This is a genomic window from Salinibacterium sp. GXW1014 (assembly GCF_044769865.1).
GTDB lineage: Bacteria > Actinomycetota > Actinomycetes > Actinomycetales > Microbacteriaceae > Homoserinimonas.
This window is the reverse complement of the sequence record NZ_JBIZWA010000002.1, coordinates 106,299-121,651: the sequence shown is the minus strand read 5'-3', so window position 1 is coordinate 121,651 and position 15,353 is coordinate 106,299. Positions and strand designations below refer to the sequence as shown.

16 protein-coding genes are annotated in these 15,353 nt (G+C 68.0%); 3 read left to right on the top strand and 13 right to left on the bottom strand.

Translation table 11 applies throughout. The features are described 5' to 3' along the window. Positions 1-24: 24 nt before the first annotated feature. The 3 genes from ACIQK7_RS10365 to pdhA are packed head-to-tail and all read right to left on the bottom strand — an operon-like array spanning position 25 to position 3,463. Positions 25-1,281: a dihydrolipoamide acetyltransferase family protein gene (locus tag ACIQK7_RS10365; protein WP_403024373.1), complete on the bottom strand. Its 1,257-nt coding sequence runs from the start codon at positions 1,279-1,281 to the stop codon at positions 25-27. Further along, positions 1,278-2,300, bottom strand: a complete 1,023-nt coding sequence (locus ACIQK7_RS10360; RefSeq protein WP_403024371.1) for an alpha-ketoacid dehydrogenase subunit beta — start codon at positions 2,298-2,300, stop codon at positions 1,278-1,280. The genes ACIQK7_RS10365 and ACIQK7_RS10360 overlap by 4 nt, the downstream gene beginning before the upstream one ends. Continuing rightward, positions 2,297-3,463: a pyruvate dehydrogenase (acetyl-transferring) E1 component subunit alpha gene (gene pdhA, locus ACIQK7_RS10355; RefSeq protein WP_403024369.1), complete on the bottom strand. Its 1,167-nt coding sequence runs from the start codon at positions 3,461-3,463 to the stop codon at positions 2,297-2,299. Before pdhA ends, ACIQK7_RS10360 begins: the two co-directional genes overlap by 4 nt. A 253-nt stretch (positions 3,464-3,716) precedes the next feature. Between pdhA and ACIQK7_RS10350 the strand changes: the two genes are divergently transcribed. Next, positions 3,717-5,390 (top strand): FAD-binding dehydrogenase, encoded by a 1,674-nt coding sequence (locus ACIQK7_RS10350; protein ID WP_403024366.1) that lies wholly within the window; start codon positions 3,717-3,719, stop codon positions 5,388-5,390. Here ACIQK7_RS10350 and ACIQK7_RS10345 read toward each other — a convergent pair whose 3' ends face one another. The 5 genes from ACIQK7_RS10345 to ACIQK7_RS10325 form a co-directional block, all read right to left on the bottom strand. Further along, positions 5,391-6,182, bottom strand: coding sequence for an ABC transporter ATP-binding protein (locus ACIQK7_RS10345; RefSeq protein ID WP_403024364.1), 792 nt, complete (start codon positions 6,180-6,182; stop codon positions 5,391-5,393). Next, complete coding sequence (locus ACIQK7_RS10340) at positions 6,179-7,216, bottom strand: iron chelate uptake ABC transporter family permease subunit (RefSeq protein ID WP_403024362.1); 1,038 nt, start codon at positions 7,214-7,216, stop codon at positions 6,179-6,181. Before ACIQK7_RS10340 ends, ACIQK7_RS10345 begins: the two co-directional genes overlap by 4 nt. After that, positions 7,209-8,186, bottom strand: a complete 978-nt coding sequence (locus ACIQK7_RS10335) for an ABC transporter permease (RefSeq protein ID WP_403024359.1) — start codon at positions 8,184-8,186, stop codon at positions 7,209-7,211. Before ACIQK7_RS10335 ends, ACIQK7_RS10340 begins: the two co-directional genes overlap by 8 nt. Then, on the bottom strand, positions 8,183-9,154 hold the full coding sequence (locus ACIQK7_RS10330) for a siderophore ABC transporter substrate-binding protein (RefSeq protein WP_403024356.1): 972 nt from the start codon (positions 9,152-9,154) through the stop codon (positions 8,183-8,185). The genes ACIQK7_RS10335 and ACIQK7_RS10330 overlap by 4 nt, the downstream gene beginning before the upstream one ends. 114 nt (positions 9,155-9,268) lie before the next feature. Then, positions 9,269-9,952 carry a hypothetical protein gene (locus tag ACIQK7_RS10325; protein ID WP_403024353.1) on the bottom strand — a complete coding sequence of 228 codons (684 nt, stop codon included), beginning with the start codon at positions 9,950-9,952 and terminating at the stop codon, positions 9,269-9,271. A gap of 86 nt (positions 9,953-10,038) precedes the next feature. Between ACIQK7_RS10325 and ACIQK7_RS10320 the strand changes: the two genes are divergently transcribed. Beyond that, complete coding sequence (locus ACIQK7_RS10320; protein WP_403024351.1) at positions 10,039-10,920, top strand: acyl-CoA thioesterase; 882 nt, start codon at positions 10,039-10,041, stop codon at positions 10,918-10,920. Positions 10,921-10,923: 3 nt separating this feature from the next. On the opposite strand, the gene ACIQK7_RS10315 is transcribed toward ACIQK7_RS10320, so the two are convergent. Continuing rightward, a complete protein-coding gene (locus ACIQK7_RS10315; protein WP_403024350.1) occupies positions 10,924-11,370 on the bottom strand; it encodes an acyl-CoA thioesterase in 447 nt (148 codons plus the stop codon). Positions 11,371-11,570: 200 nt separating this feature from the next. Between ACIQK7_RS10315 and ACIQK7_RS10310 the strand changes: the two genes are divergently transcribed. Next, complete coding sequence (locus ACIQK7_RS10310) at positions 11,571-12,215, top strand: DedA family protein (RefSeq protein ID WP_403024347.1); 645 nt, start codon at positions 11,571-11,573, stop codon at positions 12,213-12,215. On the opposite strand, the gene ettA is transcribed toward ACIQK7_RS10310, so the two are convergent. The 4 genes from ettA to ACIQK7_RS10290 form a co-directional block, all read right to left on the bottom strand. Next, positions 12,212-13,894, bottom strand: coding sequence for an energy-dependent translational throttle protein EttA (gene ettA, locus ACIQK7_RS10305; protein WP_403024345.1), 1,683 nt, complete (start codon positions 13,892-13,894; stop codon positions 12,212-12,214). The two genes, ACIQK7_RS10310 and ettA, sit on opposite strands and share 4 nt — an antisense overlap. A gap of 20 nt (positions 13,895-13,914) precedes the next feature. Next, positions 13,915-14,241, bottom strand: coding sequence for a DUF6993 domain-containing protein (locus tag ACIQK7_RS10300; RefSeq protein ID WP_403024342.1), 327 nt, complete (start codon positions 14,239-14,241; stop codon positions 13,915-13,917). A 226-nt stretch (positions 14,242-14,467) separates the two neighbouring features. After that, entirely contained in the window at positions 14,468-14,965 is a 498-nt protein-coding gene (gene ssb, locus ACIQK7_RS10295; protein WP_403024339.1) for a single-stranded DNA-binding protein, read from the bottom strand. Between the two features lie 101 nt (positions 14,966-15,066). Next, positions 15,067-15,276, bottom strand: a complete 210-nt coding sequence (locus ACIQK7_RS10290; RefSeq protein ID WP_325210430.1) for a methyltransferase — start codon at positions 15,274-15,276, stop codon at positions 15,067-15,069. Positions 15,277-15,353: the final 77 nt, after the last annotated feature.

Sequence of the window (15,353 nt, the reverse complement as noted above, 5' to 3'; positions counted from 1 at the left end):
GCGCGGGCTCGATGCAAGGCCCCATCACCGATAGGCCAACGCGCCCGATGGATCGCCCAAGATGTCGCCGACCGCCGTCAGGAACTCGGAGCCCTGCCTGCCGTCGACCAGTCGGTGATCGAAGGAGAGGGTGAGGCTCACGACAGAGCGAAGTGCCACCTCGCCCTCGTGCTCCCACGGTCGCCTCCGCACGGCGCCGAGCGCAAGGATCGCCGCCTCGCCCGGGGGCAGGATCGGCGTGCCAGCGTCGACCCCGAAGACTCCCACGTTCGTGATCGTGAAGGTGCCTACCGCCAACTGCGCGGGAGTCGTGGTCGCCTCGCGCGCGCTCGTGACGAGTTCCGCCATCTCGCGGGCGAGCACGGCGAAGGAGAGCCGATCGGCATCGTGGATGTGCGGCACGAGCAGCCCGCGGTCCGTCGCGACCGCGATGCCGAGGCCGACATTGGCGAACTCGATCACTTCGTCTCGCTCAGCATCCCATCGGCTGTTGATCGCGGGCGAGGTGCGAAGCGCGCTGAGGCAGGCGGCCGCCACGATCGTGAGGAAACTCACGCGCGTTCCTTCAAGGCGCGGGTGCCGCTTGAGTCTCTCGACGAGTGCGAGGCTCTCGGTCACGTCGACGTCGAGGCGGAGGCTCGCGTGTGGTGCCGTGAACGCGCTGTGCACCATGGCCTCGGCCATGCGTCGACGCACGCCCGCGATGGGCACGCGCGTGTCGCCTCCACGTTCGCCAGGGAGCGAGAGATTCGGATGCTGCGGCGCGGCATCCGAGGCAGGCTGCGACTCCTCGGCGGCGGCGCTGCGTGAGGCGAGCCACTCCTCCCGGCGGTGGCGGCGGCGCGGGCGCTCCTCCGATGCGACCTTTGGTCCGTAGCCGACCAGCACCGAGGTGCGCTCGGGTGCCGGCGGTGTCTCGGGAGGGGCGGGTGCCTGCGGGGCAGGCGGTGGCTCCGGCGCATCCGGGATGCTCTCGACTGCGGCGGGCGGTTTTGCCGGGATCGACGGGGTCTCCACCGTCGGCCCCGAGCCCGCAGCATCCGCTGTCTCGATCGTGATGATGGGCGTGCCGACCCGCACGGTCGTGCCAGGCTCGACCAGGAGCTCGGAGATCGTGCCCGCGAAGGGCGACGGCAACTCGACGAGCGCCTTGGCCGTCTCGACCTCGGCAAGCACCTGGTTGAGCTCGACGGCGTCACCGACGGCGACCTCCCACGAGACGATCTCCGACTCCGTCAACCCCTCGCCGAGATCAGGCAGGGCAAACTCCTGCACGCTCATGCGGTCCTCCCCGTGGGTGCCGACCAGCCGGTGAGCGAATTGACCCGGCCGAGGGCGCGGTCGATGCCATCGAGCAGCCGATCGAGGTCGGGGAGGAAGTGCTCCTCGAGTCGCGACGCGGGGTAGGGCACGTCGTGCCCTGTCACACGCACGGGCGCTGAACGCAAGTGCTCGAAACAGCGCTCCGTGACGCTCGTGGCGATCTCAGCACCGAGTCCCCCGAACTGTTGCGCTTCGTGAGTGACGACGAGTCGCCCCGTGCGGCGCACGGATGCCTCAACCGTCTCGAAGTCGACGGGCGACAGCGAACGGAGGTCGGCAACCTCGACCGAGACGCCCTCATCCGAAGCGGCCACGGCGGCATCGATCGCCGTCGCGACGAGCGGGCCGTAGGCGACGAGTGTGACATCCGTTCCCTCCATCACGACCCGTGCGCTGTCGAGTGGGGGCGCCGACTGCATCGACTCCTCCACCTCGCCCTTGACCCAATACCGGCGCTTGGGCTCGAAGAAGATCACGGGGTCGTCGCTCGCGATCGCCTGGCGCACCATCCAGTGGGCGTCCTGCGGATTTGAGCACGTGACGACGCGGAGCCCAGAGGTATGGGTGAAGTAGGCCTCGGGTGACTCCGAGTGGTGTTCGACCGCCCCGATGCCGCCGCCATACGGCACGCGCACCGTGATCGGCATGCGCACGACCCCGCGGGTGCGGTAGTGCAGCTTCGCCACCTGGGCCACGATCTGGTCGAAGGCCGGGTAGATGAAGCCATCGAACTGGATCTCGACCACGGGGCGATAGCCGCGGTAGGCGAGCCCCACCGCCGTGCCCAAGATCCCCGCCTCGGCGAGTGGCGTGTCCATGACACGATCGGCCCCGAAGTCGCGCTGCAGCCCGTCGGTCACGCGGAAGACACCACCGAGCTGGCCGATATCCTCGCCCATGATTACGACACGATCATCCTCGGCCAGGGCGTGGCGCAGTCCCGAGGTGATCGCGGAGGCGAGAGTGAGCTCGGTCATGCCTCCTCCCCACCCTCGAACATCGCGAGATACGCCTCGTACTGGCTCCTCTGCCGGCTCAACCACGCGGTCGGCTCGGTGTACACGTGGTCGAAGAGCTTGAGCGCTTCGGGGTCTGGCAGCGAGACGCAGGCGGCCCGCATGGCAGCGGCCGTCGCATCCGCCGTCTCCTTCACCGCGGCGCGATGCGCGTCCCCCAACACCCCGAGCTGCTCGAGGTGCCGCTCGAGCCTGTCGATCGGGTCCTTCGCCGCCCACTCCTCCCGCTCGAGGGGGTCGACATAGCGGCTCGGATCATCGGAGGTCGTGTGCGGCCCCATGCGGTACGTCACCGCCTCGATCCACGACGGGCCGTCGCCCGAGCGTGCACGCTCGAGCGCCCAGCGCGTCGCCGCCATGACCGCGATCACGTCGTTGCCATCGACGCGCATGCTCGGGATGCCGAAGCCCGGAGCACGATCCGCGAGCGGCCGGCGGGCCACGAGTCCGACAGGCTCCGAGATCGCCCAGTGGTTGTTCTGGCAGAAGAACACGACAGGCGCGGAGTAGGTCGCAGCGAAGACCATGGCCTCGTTGACGTCGCCCTGACTCGTCGCGCCGTCACCGAAGTAGGCGATCGCCGCCGAGTCGACCCCGTCCTTGGCGCAGCCCATCGCGTAACCGGTCGCGTGGAGCGTCTGCGCCCCGATGATGATCGCCGGTGGCGCCATCCCGAACTCGAAGGGGTTCCACCCGGATGCCGCTGTGCCGCGCCACATCGGCATGATCGTGTCGATCGGAATGCCCCGGCAGTACGCGACTGCGTGCTCGCGATAGCTCGTGAAGACGAAGTCATCGGAACGCAGTGCCCTCGCAGAGCCCACCTGCGCTGCCTCCTGCCCCAGCAGGGGCGGCCAGAGTCCGAGTTGGCCCTGCCGTTGCAAGGCGACGCCTTCCGTGTCAATACGGCGCACCGTCACCATGTCCTCGTGCAGGGCGAGCAGGCGCTCGGGCGTGAGATCGGCGACGAAGTGGTCGAGGGAGGGATTCGGATGCCGCGTGCCATCCGGGGCGAGCATCGTGACGAGCTGCTCCCCCGGCCGCTGGAGCCGCGCGGGCTCGGCGTGCGGGGACCCGGGACTTGCCTCGGCCTCGCGACGGGAACTGACAACGACGGAACTCATGCTGCCTCCTCGACCGGTGCCGACCGCAGCAGGTGAGCCATGGCGGGCACGATCCTCCCGGCCCGGGCTTGTGGCTCGAGCCGACCGGGCCACTCTGCCCGGTGAACGCGACGCTACGCATGAGCAGCCCAGAAATCAAGGACCGCACTCAAGCACCGCTTTCAAGCATCCGTGTCGTCACGCGACGCCGGAATGCACCGCACGCTATCGTGGGGCGCAATCGAGCGACTCATCGCCCCGGAGGGACCAACGGATGCCGCAGCCCCACGCACCTTCGCACCTCGCCGCAGACGCGATCGTGATCGGCGCGGGACTCGCCGGTCTCGTTGCCGCGGCCGAGCTCCTGGAGGCGGGGCGTTCCGTCATCGTGCTGGAGCAGGAGCCCGAGGCGAGCCTCGGCGGGCAGGCGTGGTGGGCGTTCGGCGGTCTCTTCCTCATCGACTCTCCGGAGCAGCGGCGCCTCGGGGTGCGCGACAGCCTCGAACTGGCGCGGCAGGACTGGTATGCGAGCGCGGGCTTCGATCGAGACGATGAAGACCTGTGGGCGCGGCGCTGGGCCGACGCCTACCTCGAGTTCGCGGCGGGTGAGAAGCGGGCGTGGCTGCACGGCATGGGCGTGCGCTGGTTTCCCGTCGTCGGCTGGGCGGAACGCGGTGGCGGCACCGCCATGACACACGGCAACTCGGTGCCGCGATTCCACATCACCTGGGGCACGGGTCCTGGTGTCGTCGCGCCGTTCATCGCCCGAGTCCGGGCGGCGCAGGCGACGGGTCGCGCGACACTCGCCTTCCGGCACAGGGTCGACGAGCTCGTCGTGGAGGACGGCGCCGTCGTGGGAGCTCGCGGCGCCGTGTTGACGCCCGACCCGGCGGCCCGGGGCGCCGCGAGCGGCCGCGGGGTCGCCGGCGAGTTCGAGGCGCGGGCGGCATCCGTCATCGTCGCTTCCGGCGGCATCGGCGGCAACCACGACATGGTGCGTGCGCAGTGGCCCGCACGACTCGGTTCTCCCCCCGAGCACATGCTCTCCGGTGTGCCAGCACACGTCGACGGCCGGATGCTCGCCATCAGTGAGCGCGCGGGCGGGCGCCTCGTGAACGGCGACCGCATGTGGCACTACGTGGAGGGCATCGAGAACTGGGATCCCATCTGGGCGAGGCACGGCATCCGCATCCTCCCCGGGCCGTCCAGCATCTGGCTGGATGCGACGGGCAAGCGCCTGCCGACGCCGCTCTTTCCCGGCTTCGACACCCTCGGCACCCTCGAGCACCTGAGGAAGACCGGTCACGACCACAGCTGGTTCGTACTCACGCAGAAGATCATCGAGAAGGAGTTCGCGCTCTCGGGCAGCGAGCAGAATCCCGACCTCACGGGCAAGGATGTGCCGCTGCTGCTCGAGCGCATCAAGAAGGGTGCCCCCGGGCCGGTCGAGGCCTTCAAACGCAACGGCGCCGACTTCATCGTCGCCGACGACCTCGACGAGCTGCTGCGCGGCATGGCCGAGCTCGAGCCGGAGGTTCCCTTCGATGCCGAGCGGGCCCGCGCTGAGATTGTCGCCCGCGACCGGGAGATGGCCAACGAGTTCACGAAGGACTCGCAGGTGGCCGCCCTGCGCCAGGCGCGCAACTACAAGGGCGACAAGCTCATCCGGGTCGCGAGCCCCCACCGCATCCTCGATCCTGCCGCGGGTCCGCTGATCGCCGTGAGGCTGCACGTGCTGACGCGCAAGAGCCTTGGCGGCCTGCAGACCGACCTCTCGGCGCGCGTGCTCGGCGCCGATGGGACGCCCGTGCCGGGGCTCTATGCGGCCGGGGAGGCAGCGGGCTTCGGCGGTGGTGGCATGCACGGCTACCGTTCGCTCGAAGGAACGTTCCTCGGCGGATGCCTGTTCAGCGGGCGCGTCGCGGGGCGCGCCGCAGCAGAGAACTGATCAGACGGCTCGCAGCGTCGGCGCCGCGCTCGGCAGCGCGTCGAAGACCGCGATCGGCCGGCCAGCCAGTTCGTGCACCTCGATGGGGGTGTCGAACACCTCGGTCAGGATGTCGTCGCGCATGATCTCGGCGGCCGTGCCGCTGTGGAGGATGCATCCGTCACGCATCGCGATGATGCGATCGGAGTAGGCCGCCGCGATGTTGATGTCGTGCACGATGATGACGATCGTCTTGCCGAGTTGGTCAGCCGCATCGCGAAGCCTGCGCATCATGAGCACGGCGTGCTTCATGTCGAGGTTGTTGAGCGGCTCGTCGAGCAGCACATACTCGGTGTCCTGCGCGAGCACCATGGCGACGAAGGCGCGCTGGCGCTGTCCGCCGGAGAGCTGGTCGAGGAAGCGGTCGGCGAGTGGCTCGAGCCCCAGGAACTCGAGTGCGGAGTCGACGTGCTCGCGGTCGGCGGCCGTCAGGCGACCCTGCGAGTGGGGGAAGCGCCCGTACCCGACGAGTTCACGCACGGTGAGCCTCGCCGTGACGTGATTCTCCTGCCGCAGGATCGACATCATCTTGGCGAGGTCACGCGACTTGGCCGCCTGCACGTCGAGTCCGCCGACCGCGACCTCCCCGGTGGTGGGCTCGAGGAGGCGCCCGATGACGGTCATGAGGGTCGACTTGCCTGCCCCGTTGGGACCGACGAGCGAGGTGATGCCGCCCTTCTCGATCTGTCCGGTGACAGGGCCGAGCACGGTGTCGTCGCCGTAGGACTTCGTGACGTCGGAGATCGTGATCACAGGGTTCCCTTTCGCAGGATCAGGATGAGGAAGAGGATGCCGCCGCCGAATTCGATGATGACGCTGAGCATCCCTGAGGCGTAGAAGATGTGCTGCAGCACGAACTGGCCAGCGACCAGGGTCGTGAGGCCAACGAGGAACGCCATCGGCATGACGTAGGCATGCTTGTGCGTGCCAGTGAACTGGTACGACAGGATCGCGACGACGAAGCCGAAGAAGGTCATCGGCCCGACGAGCGCCGTCGACAGCGCGACGAGGAGCGCGATGACGATGAGCATGAGGGTGAGCTCGCGCTTGTAGGAGATGCCGAGGCTCGTGGCGGTCTCCCGGCCCAGGAGCAGGGTGTCGAGGCGGTGACGACGCTGCCAGAGGAACAGCGCCACGAGCACGCAGATACCGGCCGCGATCGGCAGGTAACCCGCCTCGACGTTGCTCATGCGACCGAAGAGCCTCGTCGAGAGCAGGTCATAGTCGGTGGGATCGAGCAGGCGCTGCACGAAGGTGCTGAGGCTGTCGAAGGCCATGCCGAAGACGACACCGACGAGGAGGAGCAGGAAGAGGCTGCCGAAGCGCCCGGAGAAGAGCCAGCGGTAGAGGATCGTGGCGAAGACGACCATGAGTGCCGTCTGCGCGAGGAGCTTTGGGATGCCCTCCGTCTGCGCGAGCGCCGCTCCCCCGAAGAAGAAGACCATGAGGGTCTGCATGAGCGTGTAGAGGGAGTCGAAGCCCATGATCGAGGGCGACAGGATGCGGTTGCTGGTGACGGTGTGGAAGATCACGGTTCCCACGCCCTGCGTGAAGGCAGCGATCGTCATGGCGCCGAGCATCGTCAATCGGCGGTCGAAGCTGAAGGCGAAGGAGCCGCGGATGAAGAGCAGGAGGTAGCAGGCGATCGCAATCACGAGGATGCCCGCGGCGAGCAGCAGCCTCGCCTTCGGCGACAGGGAGGGCAGGCGACGACCGCCGCGACGCAGGCGCATTCCTCTGCTGACCTCGGCCGCTGCGGCGACCGCCTTAACGTCGGCGCTAGACATGCGCCACCTTCCTCTGGCGCAGCACGAGGCCGATGAAGAGGGCGGCTCCAACGGCCCCCATGATGACGGAGGCGGGAATCTCCATGGGTGCGACGACCGTGCGGCCGACCAGGTCGCAGGCCAGCAGCAGCCCCGTGCCGATCACGGCGACCCACGGCATGTTCTTGCGCAGGTCATCACCCATGAGCATCGAGACGAGGTTCGGCACCACGAGCCCGAGGAAGGGGATGAAGCCCACGACGACGGTCGTGACCCCGGTGGCGACGGCGACCATCATGACCCCGAGCAGCACGACGCGGTCGTAGTTCACGCCCGCGTTCGTCGCGAGGTCTTTGCCGAGCCCCGCGACCGTGAGCCGGTCCGCAACGAGGAACGCGAGCACCGCGATGATCGCGACGACCCAGAGTGGCTCGTAGAACCCGCGGACGACGTTGCTGAAGCCGCCCGAGCGCCACGCGGTGAGCGCCTGGAGCAGGTTGAAGCTGTTGGCGAGGTAGGTGGTTCCCGCCCCGACGACCGCACCGAGCATGATGCCGACGAGCGGCACGATGAGCGACGAGCGGGAGGCGAGGCGCCGCAGCACGCCCAAGAAGATCGCCGTGCCGATGAAGGCGAAGACGCAGGCGATGAGCATCTTCAGGAGCGGCGGCGCCGAGGGGAAGAGGATGAGCCCGACCAGCATCCCGAGTCCCGACCACTGTGCAGTGCCGGCGGTCGTGGGCTCGACGAACTTGTTCTGCGTGATCATCTGCATGATGACGCCGGAGATGCTCATCGCAACGGCGGCGAAGATGAGGGCGAGGGTGCGGGGCACCCTCGAGATGAGGAACATCTCCCACTGCGCGGGATCGGTCACGAGCCCGACCAGCGTGATGTCATAGCCTCCGATGAGAAGTGAGGCCACGACAAGGGCGCCCGTCCCCACCGCGGTCGCGGTGAGGAGGGCGCGCCTCGTCGTCAGGGAAGTCACCGGCCGTTGAACGCCGCGACGATCTGCTGGTACACCGTCGTGTAGGCCTGGATGCCCTCGGTCACGTAGAAGTCGGGCTCGAGGTAGATCACCTGGTCGTCGGTCATGAAGGTCGTCGACTTCCAGGCCTCCTGAGCCTCGACGACCTGCTTGGCGGGCGTGTACTCGCCCTCCGCCGCGATGGCGTCGCGGTCCATGACAATCATCCAGTCAGGGTTGGCGGCAGCGACGGTCTCGGGAGCGAGGCCTGAGTCGGCGTGGACGGAGTCGGCATCGAGGTCCTCCTTGGCGAAGGCGTCAACGAGGTCGACCTCGCCAAGGATGCGGGAGAGGCGGCCTGCGCCGTTGTCGATGCGACCACCGCTCGAATTGGCGAGGAAGACGGTCTCGCCGTCGGTCAGCTCAGCAGCCTCGGCCGCCGCGTCGTCGAGTTCGGCAATCAGTTCAGCCGCCTCGTCCTCACGGTCGAAGATCTGCCCGAGAATCTCGGTCTGCGCGCGAAGGCCCGCCACGTAGCCGTCCGTGGACTCATCGGACGGGGCGATGTCGATCACGGTCGCGATGGAGGAGAGTTCGTCGGTGAAGTCCTGGAAGCGCAGGCCTCCGATGATCAGGTCAGGCTCCGCCTCGCTGACAGCCTCGAGGTCGGGCTCGCGGTGGCTGCCCGCGTCGAAGATCTCCTCGTCGTCGCTCCAGGCGTCGAAGCCGTTCCGCGGAAGCAGGGGCTTCGGCACGGCGACCGGCTCGATGCCCCACGAGAGCAGGGTCTGGAAAGCGGTGTTGTCGAGCACGGCGACGCGCTCCGGGTTCACGGGAACCTCGACGGCGCCCGTGTTGGTCTCGATCGTGATCGTCTCGGCGGGGGCCGCGTCATCCGCCGCCTGGCTGTCGGAGGCGCACCCGCTCAGGAGTCCGACTGCGAGCACGGCAACGCCACTGAGGGCAACGACACTGGTGATTCTGGGCACGATTGAGCTCTCCAGGAAGTGGGGTATTTGACGCCCGATTTGGGCGCCGATCAGAAGGTTAGCATTGCCTAACCTAAGTTCCCAACCGGAGTGTTCCGCAGCGTGAAACGCGACTCAGCGCTGCAGGGTCCAACCCCGGCGCCGCACGAGGACGTGCCCGCGTGGAGAGCTCAACCGCGTCCACGGCCCGGTCTCGAACACGCCGACAGTGCCCTCAGCGGGCTCGCCCAGGAACCCCAGCGAGAGCGCACCGAATGCGGCACCAGCGGGCACGTATTCGAAGCCGGGGATGCCACGACCCCAGACCTCGGAGCGCACCCTGTGCACGAGCTGCTCCCCCGTGCCCGTGGGAATCGCCTCGGCGACCTCCGCGATGCCCGCACGCGCGGTCGCGTCCAGATGCGTCGCGTCGACCTCGGCGACCGAGCGCCAGCCCCCGCGGGGCGGAGAGATCGCGGCCCACGTCGCCGTGTTCACCTGGATGGGCACCCCGACCGTGACGGGAGCCTCACGGTCACGTTCGGCGCCCTGGAGGCGCACGAGCCGCTCCACGAGCGAGCGGATGGGAACGACGGCGTCGAAGCTCGCGTCGTCATTGAGCGCGAAGGTGCGCAGGCCGAGCACGGTCGGGCTCTCATCGAGCAGTCCGATGGGAAAGATGACGCCCGTGTACACGGCGAGCACGCCCGAGCCCGCGATGAGCCGGACCGCACCGTCCTCAATCCGACTCGCACGGCTCAAGTAGAGGTGCAAGTCGTCGAGGGAGAGGGAATCCGCAAGGGTGAAAGTGTTACTCATCGCGGTTCTAAACTACTTGACAGGCTGGGCACCGCATGGCCAGCACCGGCATGCCGGGCAGCAGCGAAAAGGGAAAACGCCACGCAATGACTGATTCACCGATCGAGGAACTCCTCGCGACGCTCGATCTCAGCGACACGGGAGCCCGCACCTCATACGACATCTACACGGGCAAGAGCCAGTGGATGCACGGCGGACGCGTCTTCGGTGGCCAGGTGCTGGCCCAATCGGCGGTCGCCGCCATGCGCACGATCCCCGAGGGCCGCGTCATCCACTCGCTCCACGGGTACTTCCTGCGGCCGGGCGACGCGAGCAAGCCCATCACCTTCTCCGTCGCGCGCATCCACGACGGCCGATCCTTCAGCGCCCGCAATGTGCAGAGCTACCAGGACGGTGTGCCGATCATGTCGCTCATCTGCTCCTTCCAGACGGAGGACACGGGTCTTGAGCACCAGGTGCCGATGCCGGAGGGGATCCCGGACCCCGAGAGCCTTCCGACGACGGCGGCCGTGCTCGAGGGCATCGACCACCCGGCCGCGCGCCAGTGGTCGGAGGACCGCGCCTTCGACATCCGCCACGTCCCCTCCCCCATCTACCTGCGGGTCGAGGGCGAACGGGTCGCCCACCAGGCCGTGTGGATGAAGGCCACCTCGCCCCTCCCCGACGACCCCGAGATCCATCGCGCCGCGCTCGCCTACGCGAGCGACTACTCGCTGCTGGAGCCCATCCTGCGACGCCACGGCGTCTCGTGGATGACCCCCGGCCTCAAGATGGCGAGCCTCGACCACGCGATGTGGTGGCACCGCTTCGGGCGGGTCGACGAGTGGATCCTCTACGCGCAGGAGGCGCCCAATGCGATCGGCGGTCGGGGGCTTGCCCTGGGCCGGTTCTTCCGGCGCGACGGCGCGCTCATGGCGAGCGTCGCGCAAGAGGGCATGGTGCGGGTGCCCACGGCAACCCTCGACTGAGTCTCAGCTGCGCCCACTGAACGACACGGGCTCGCCCAGGTAGGGCGCCCAGGCGGCGTTCTCCTCAGGGGTCATCCGGCGCGGCCGATAGCCGTCCTCCTCGACGAATACCATGGTGCTCGACGCCCGGGCGTACACGGTCGGGCTCGCCCCGTCGAAGAGCTCGTAGCCGATCGTTGCCCGTGCCCCGCTCAGCGAGGTGAACCACAACTGCACGTCGACGGGCGCGCGCTGGTATGCGAGCGGGCGGATGTACTCAATCCGATGCCCGGAGATTAGGCTCAGCGAGGAGCCGCCCGGCTCGAAGACTGCGGAGTCGAGTGCCTCGTCGCGGGAGTCATCCGATGCCCAGAATGCCCTCACGCGGGCCTCCTCGAGGATGCGGAACACCTCGACATTGTTGACGTGGTTGTAGGCGTCGAGGTCGCCCCAGCGAAGGTGAACGGGCACATGGATTCGCACTACTGGACCTCCTGGCAGCATCCCGGAAACTCGTGCACGCACTTGCGGCATGGCCTGACCGTGGTGCACGGGCGTCGGGCGACTCCACCTCGACCGCCTCAGGCTATTGCATCCGCTGTCGACAGAGTCAGGGTCCACTCCGGGGGATACCGGATGTCTGCGGCTCCCCCGGCCGCGAGGCTTGACTCATGGAGCAACTCACCGATGCCGCACTCACGCTCGTGGGATCCCCCTGGCTCTATCTGGTGGTGTTCGCGTTCGCGGCTCTCGATGGCCTGTTCCCGCCGGTGCCCAGCGAGACCGTCCTCGTGGCAGTCGCCGCCCTGGTCACCGCTGGTACAGCGGCGAACCTCGTGGCTGTCGCCGCGGCTGCCGCGATCGGTGCCCTGCTCGGCGACGCCACGACCCACGCCGTGGGGAACCGGATCGGCGTCGACAGGTTCCGCTGGATGCGAAGCCGCCGCGGGGCCGCTGCCGTCGGCTGGGCACGCCGAAGGCTGCAGACGAGCGCAGCCATGGCCATCGTCGTGGGCCGTTACATCCCCGGCGGCCGCGTCGCGGTCAACCTCACGGCCGGGGCCACCGGCATGCCGCGATCGCGCTTCCTCCCCATCGCTGCCCTGGCCGCGGCATCCTGGGCCACCTACAGCGTGGTCATAGGACTCGTGGCAGGGCACTGGGCACAGGATGCTCCGCTGCTCGGCGCCGCAGTCGGCGTGGCCATCGCCATCGTCATCGGCATTGCGATCGACCAGGTGCTCGCCCAACGCTCGAGGGCGGCCGCCCGGAGGCAGGCCGCCCTCGAATCGGACGCTGTGGCGTGTGGTGCCTAGTCGCGCGTGAGCTTGCGGTAGGTCGCCCGGCTCGGCTTCGCCGCGTCGGGGCCGAGACGCTCGATCTTGTTCTGCTCGTAGGACTCGAAGTTGCCCTCGAACCAGTGCCAGTAGCTCGGGTTCTCCTCCGTGCCCTCATAGGCCAGGATGTGCGTGGCGATGCGGTCGAGGAACCACCGGTCGTGGGTGATGACCACGGCGCAGCCGGGGAACTCGAGGAGCGCGTTCTCGAGGCTCGACAGCGTCTCGATGTCGAGGTCGTTGGTCGGCTCGTCGAGCAGCAGGAGGTTTCCGCCCTGCTTGAGCGTGAGGGCCAGGTTGAGCCTGTTGCGCTCACCGCCGGAGAGCACGCCCGCCTTCTTCTGCTGGTCTGGGCCCTTGAAGCCGAACTGGGAGACGTAGGCTCGCGAGGGGATCTCGGTCTTGCCGACAGTGATGTAGTCCTGGCCGTCGGAGACCACCTCCCACAGGTTCTTGTTGGGGTCGATGCCGCCGCGGCTCTGGTCGACGTAGGAGATGTCGACCGTCTCTCCGATCTTGAGGTCTCCACCGTCGAGCGGCTCAAGCCCGACGATCGTCTTGAAGAGTGTCGTCTTGCCGACGCCGTTGGGGCCGATGATGCCGACGATGCCGTTGCGGGGAAGGCTGAAGGAAAGGCCGTCGATGAGGACGCGGTCGCCGAAGCCCTTCTTGAGGTTCTTCGCTTCGATCACGACGTCGCCGAGTCGCGGTCCAACGGGGATCACGATCTCCTCGAAGTCGAGCTTCCTGGTGCGCTCCGCCTCCGCGGCCATCTCCTCGTATCGAGCGAGACGCGCCTTCGACTTGGCCTGGCGACCCTTGGCATTGGATCGCACCCACTCGAGCTCGCCCGCGAGACGCTTCGCGAGCTTCTGGTCCTTCTTGCCCTGGATCTCGAGGCGCTCCGCCTTCTTCTCCAGGTAGGTCGAGTAGTTGCCCTCGTAGGGGTAGAGGCGACCACGGTCGACCTCACAGATCCACTCGGCCACGTGGTCGAGGAAGTACCGGTCGTGGGTCACGGCCATGACGGCGCCGGGGTACTTGGCGAGGTGCTGCTCGAGCCAGAGCACGCTCTCGGCGTCGAGGTGGTTGGTGGGCTCGTCGAGGAGGAGCAGGTCGGGCTTCTCGAGGAGGAGCTTGCAGAGTGCGACGCGGCGCTTCTCACCGCCGGAGAGGTGCCCGACCTTCTCATCAGCGGGCGGACAGCGCAGGGCGTCCATAGCCTGCTCGAGCTGTGAATCGAGGTCCCACGCGTCGGCCGCGTCGATAGCCTCCTGGAGCGTGCCCATCTCGGCCATGAGTGCGTCGAAGTCAGCGTCGGGCTCCCCCATCGCGAGGGAGATCTCGTTGAAGCGGTCGATCTTCCCCTTGATGTCTGAGACACCCTGCTGCACGTTCTCCAGCACGGTCTTGTCTTCGTCGAGCTCGGGCTCCTGCATGAGGATGCCGACCGAGAAGCCCGGCGTGAGTCGAGCCTCACCATTGCTCGGGGTGTCGAGCCCCGCCATGATCTTGAGGATGGTCGACTTACCGGCACCGTTCGGGCCGACGACACCGATCTTGGCCCCGGGGAGGAATGCCATGGTGACGTCGTCGAGAATCACCTTGTCGCCAACCGCCTTGCGGGCGCGGACCATCGAGTAAATGTATTCGGCCATGCCTCGAGTCTAGTTGTCGCTCAGCCCACGCGATGCGGGGTGCCGATCAGGCAGGTGCCGCTCGAGAGCACCGGAAAGACCGCGCTCGTGTACTCGCCGTTCCACTGGCCGACGATGCACTCCTCGCCCATGAGCGCGGCGAAGGAGACAGTGTCCGTGGCATTGCCGAGCGGCGTGCCATCCGGGGTGACCTCGAGTTGTCCCGCGGTCCAACCGGCCGAGGTCAACAGGGAGACGATCGTGGCGTTCGACATGTCTCCCCCCGCGGCAATATGAGATCGCACGACCTCGTCGAAGTACGCAATGTTGTCGCTCGCGCCGCCCTCGGGGTCGAACGTGGGAGGCAAGTCCGCCTCAGCGCTGGTGCTGGGGCTCGCGGTCGGCGGTGTCGAGGGTGTGGACATCGGTGATTCAGCAGCGCAGCCTGCAAGCACAAGAGTGACGACGATTGCGGTGAGCGCGAGCCCTCCGCGACGTGGCGTGCGCATGCGGCCTCCCCTGTCTCGTCGATGGGCGCTCCCCCGGCGCCGGCTCCACCGATTCTAGGGGCACGCCGACGCCGGGATGCTGTGCTCAGAACGGCTTCTCCGCGCCCGCGTCCTGCAGTTCTCCCGCGGGCGCCGCCGCCCAATCCGAGGCGCTGTCACCGAGAGGGCGTGCGGGATCGCTCGGCCCGGCCGGGGCATCCGCTCGCTCCTCTGGCGCCGAGACCACAACCGAGTTGCGACTGAAGCTCGCGGTGCCCCATGTGAGGTCGTGCCCGATCGACTCGGCCTCGACCTCAACGGTCAGTCCGCTGCGGTCGCCGCTCTGCCAGTCGCGCAGGCGCAGCCGACCCGTCACAAGCACCCGCTGGCCTTTCTGGAGTGACACGGAGGCGTTGGACGCGAGTCGACGGAATGCGGTGACTGTGTACCAGTTCGTGTCGCCGTCGACCCAGGACTGCGCTGCGCGATCGTACCTGCGCTGGGTCGAGACGAGCCGAAAGCTCGTGATGGGCAGCCCCTCGCTCGTCGTGAGATGCTTCGGCTCGGTCGCAACGAGCCCGGTCAGGGTGATTGTGTCTGTCATGCCGCCATTCTTCGGCGCGCATGAGCACACAGGAGGGCTGGTATCGACGACTGTGGAGGGCCAGCGGCCAGCCCCTGTGTGGAGGCCTGACGGGGTAGTTCCTAGTGCTCCCGGAACTCCGGCCAGTCACTGCCCGGCAGCAGGTTGGAGTGCAGCGCGCTCTTGGCCACGTCGAGGCTCGGATACACGCCCTTGGAACCGCCGGAGAGCATCCGCACCTCGTAGCCCTGCTCCGTCGAATGGATGGAACCCACGGCTCCTGCGGCCCCGAAAGCGACCCAGGTCTTGCCGACAACGATGTTGTTGCTCACGAGTGCTCCTTTCGTCGTGCCTCGACGATACGACGACTGCCCCTCGGAAGGCCAGAATTCAGGGCACTCCCAGACGC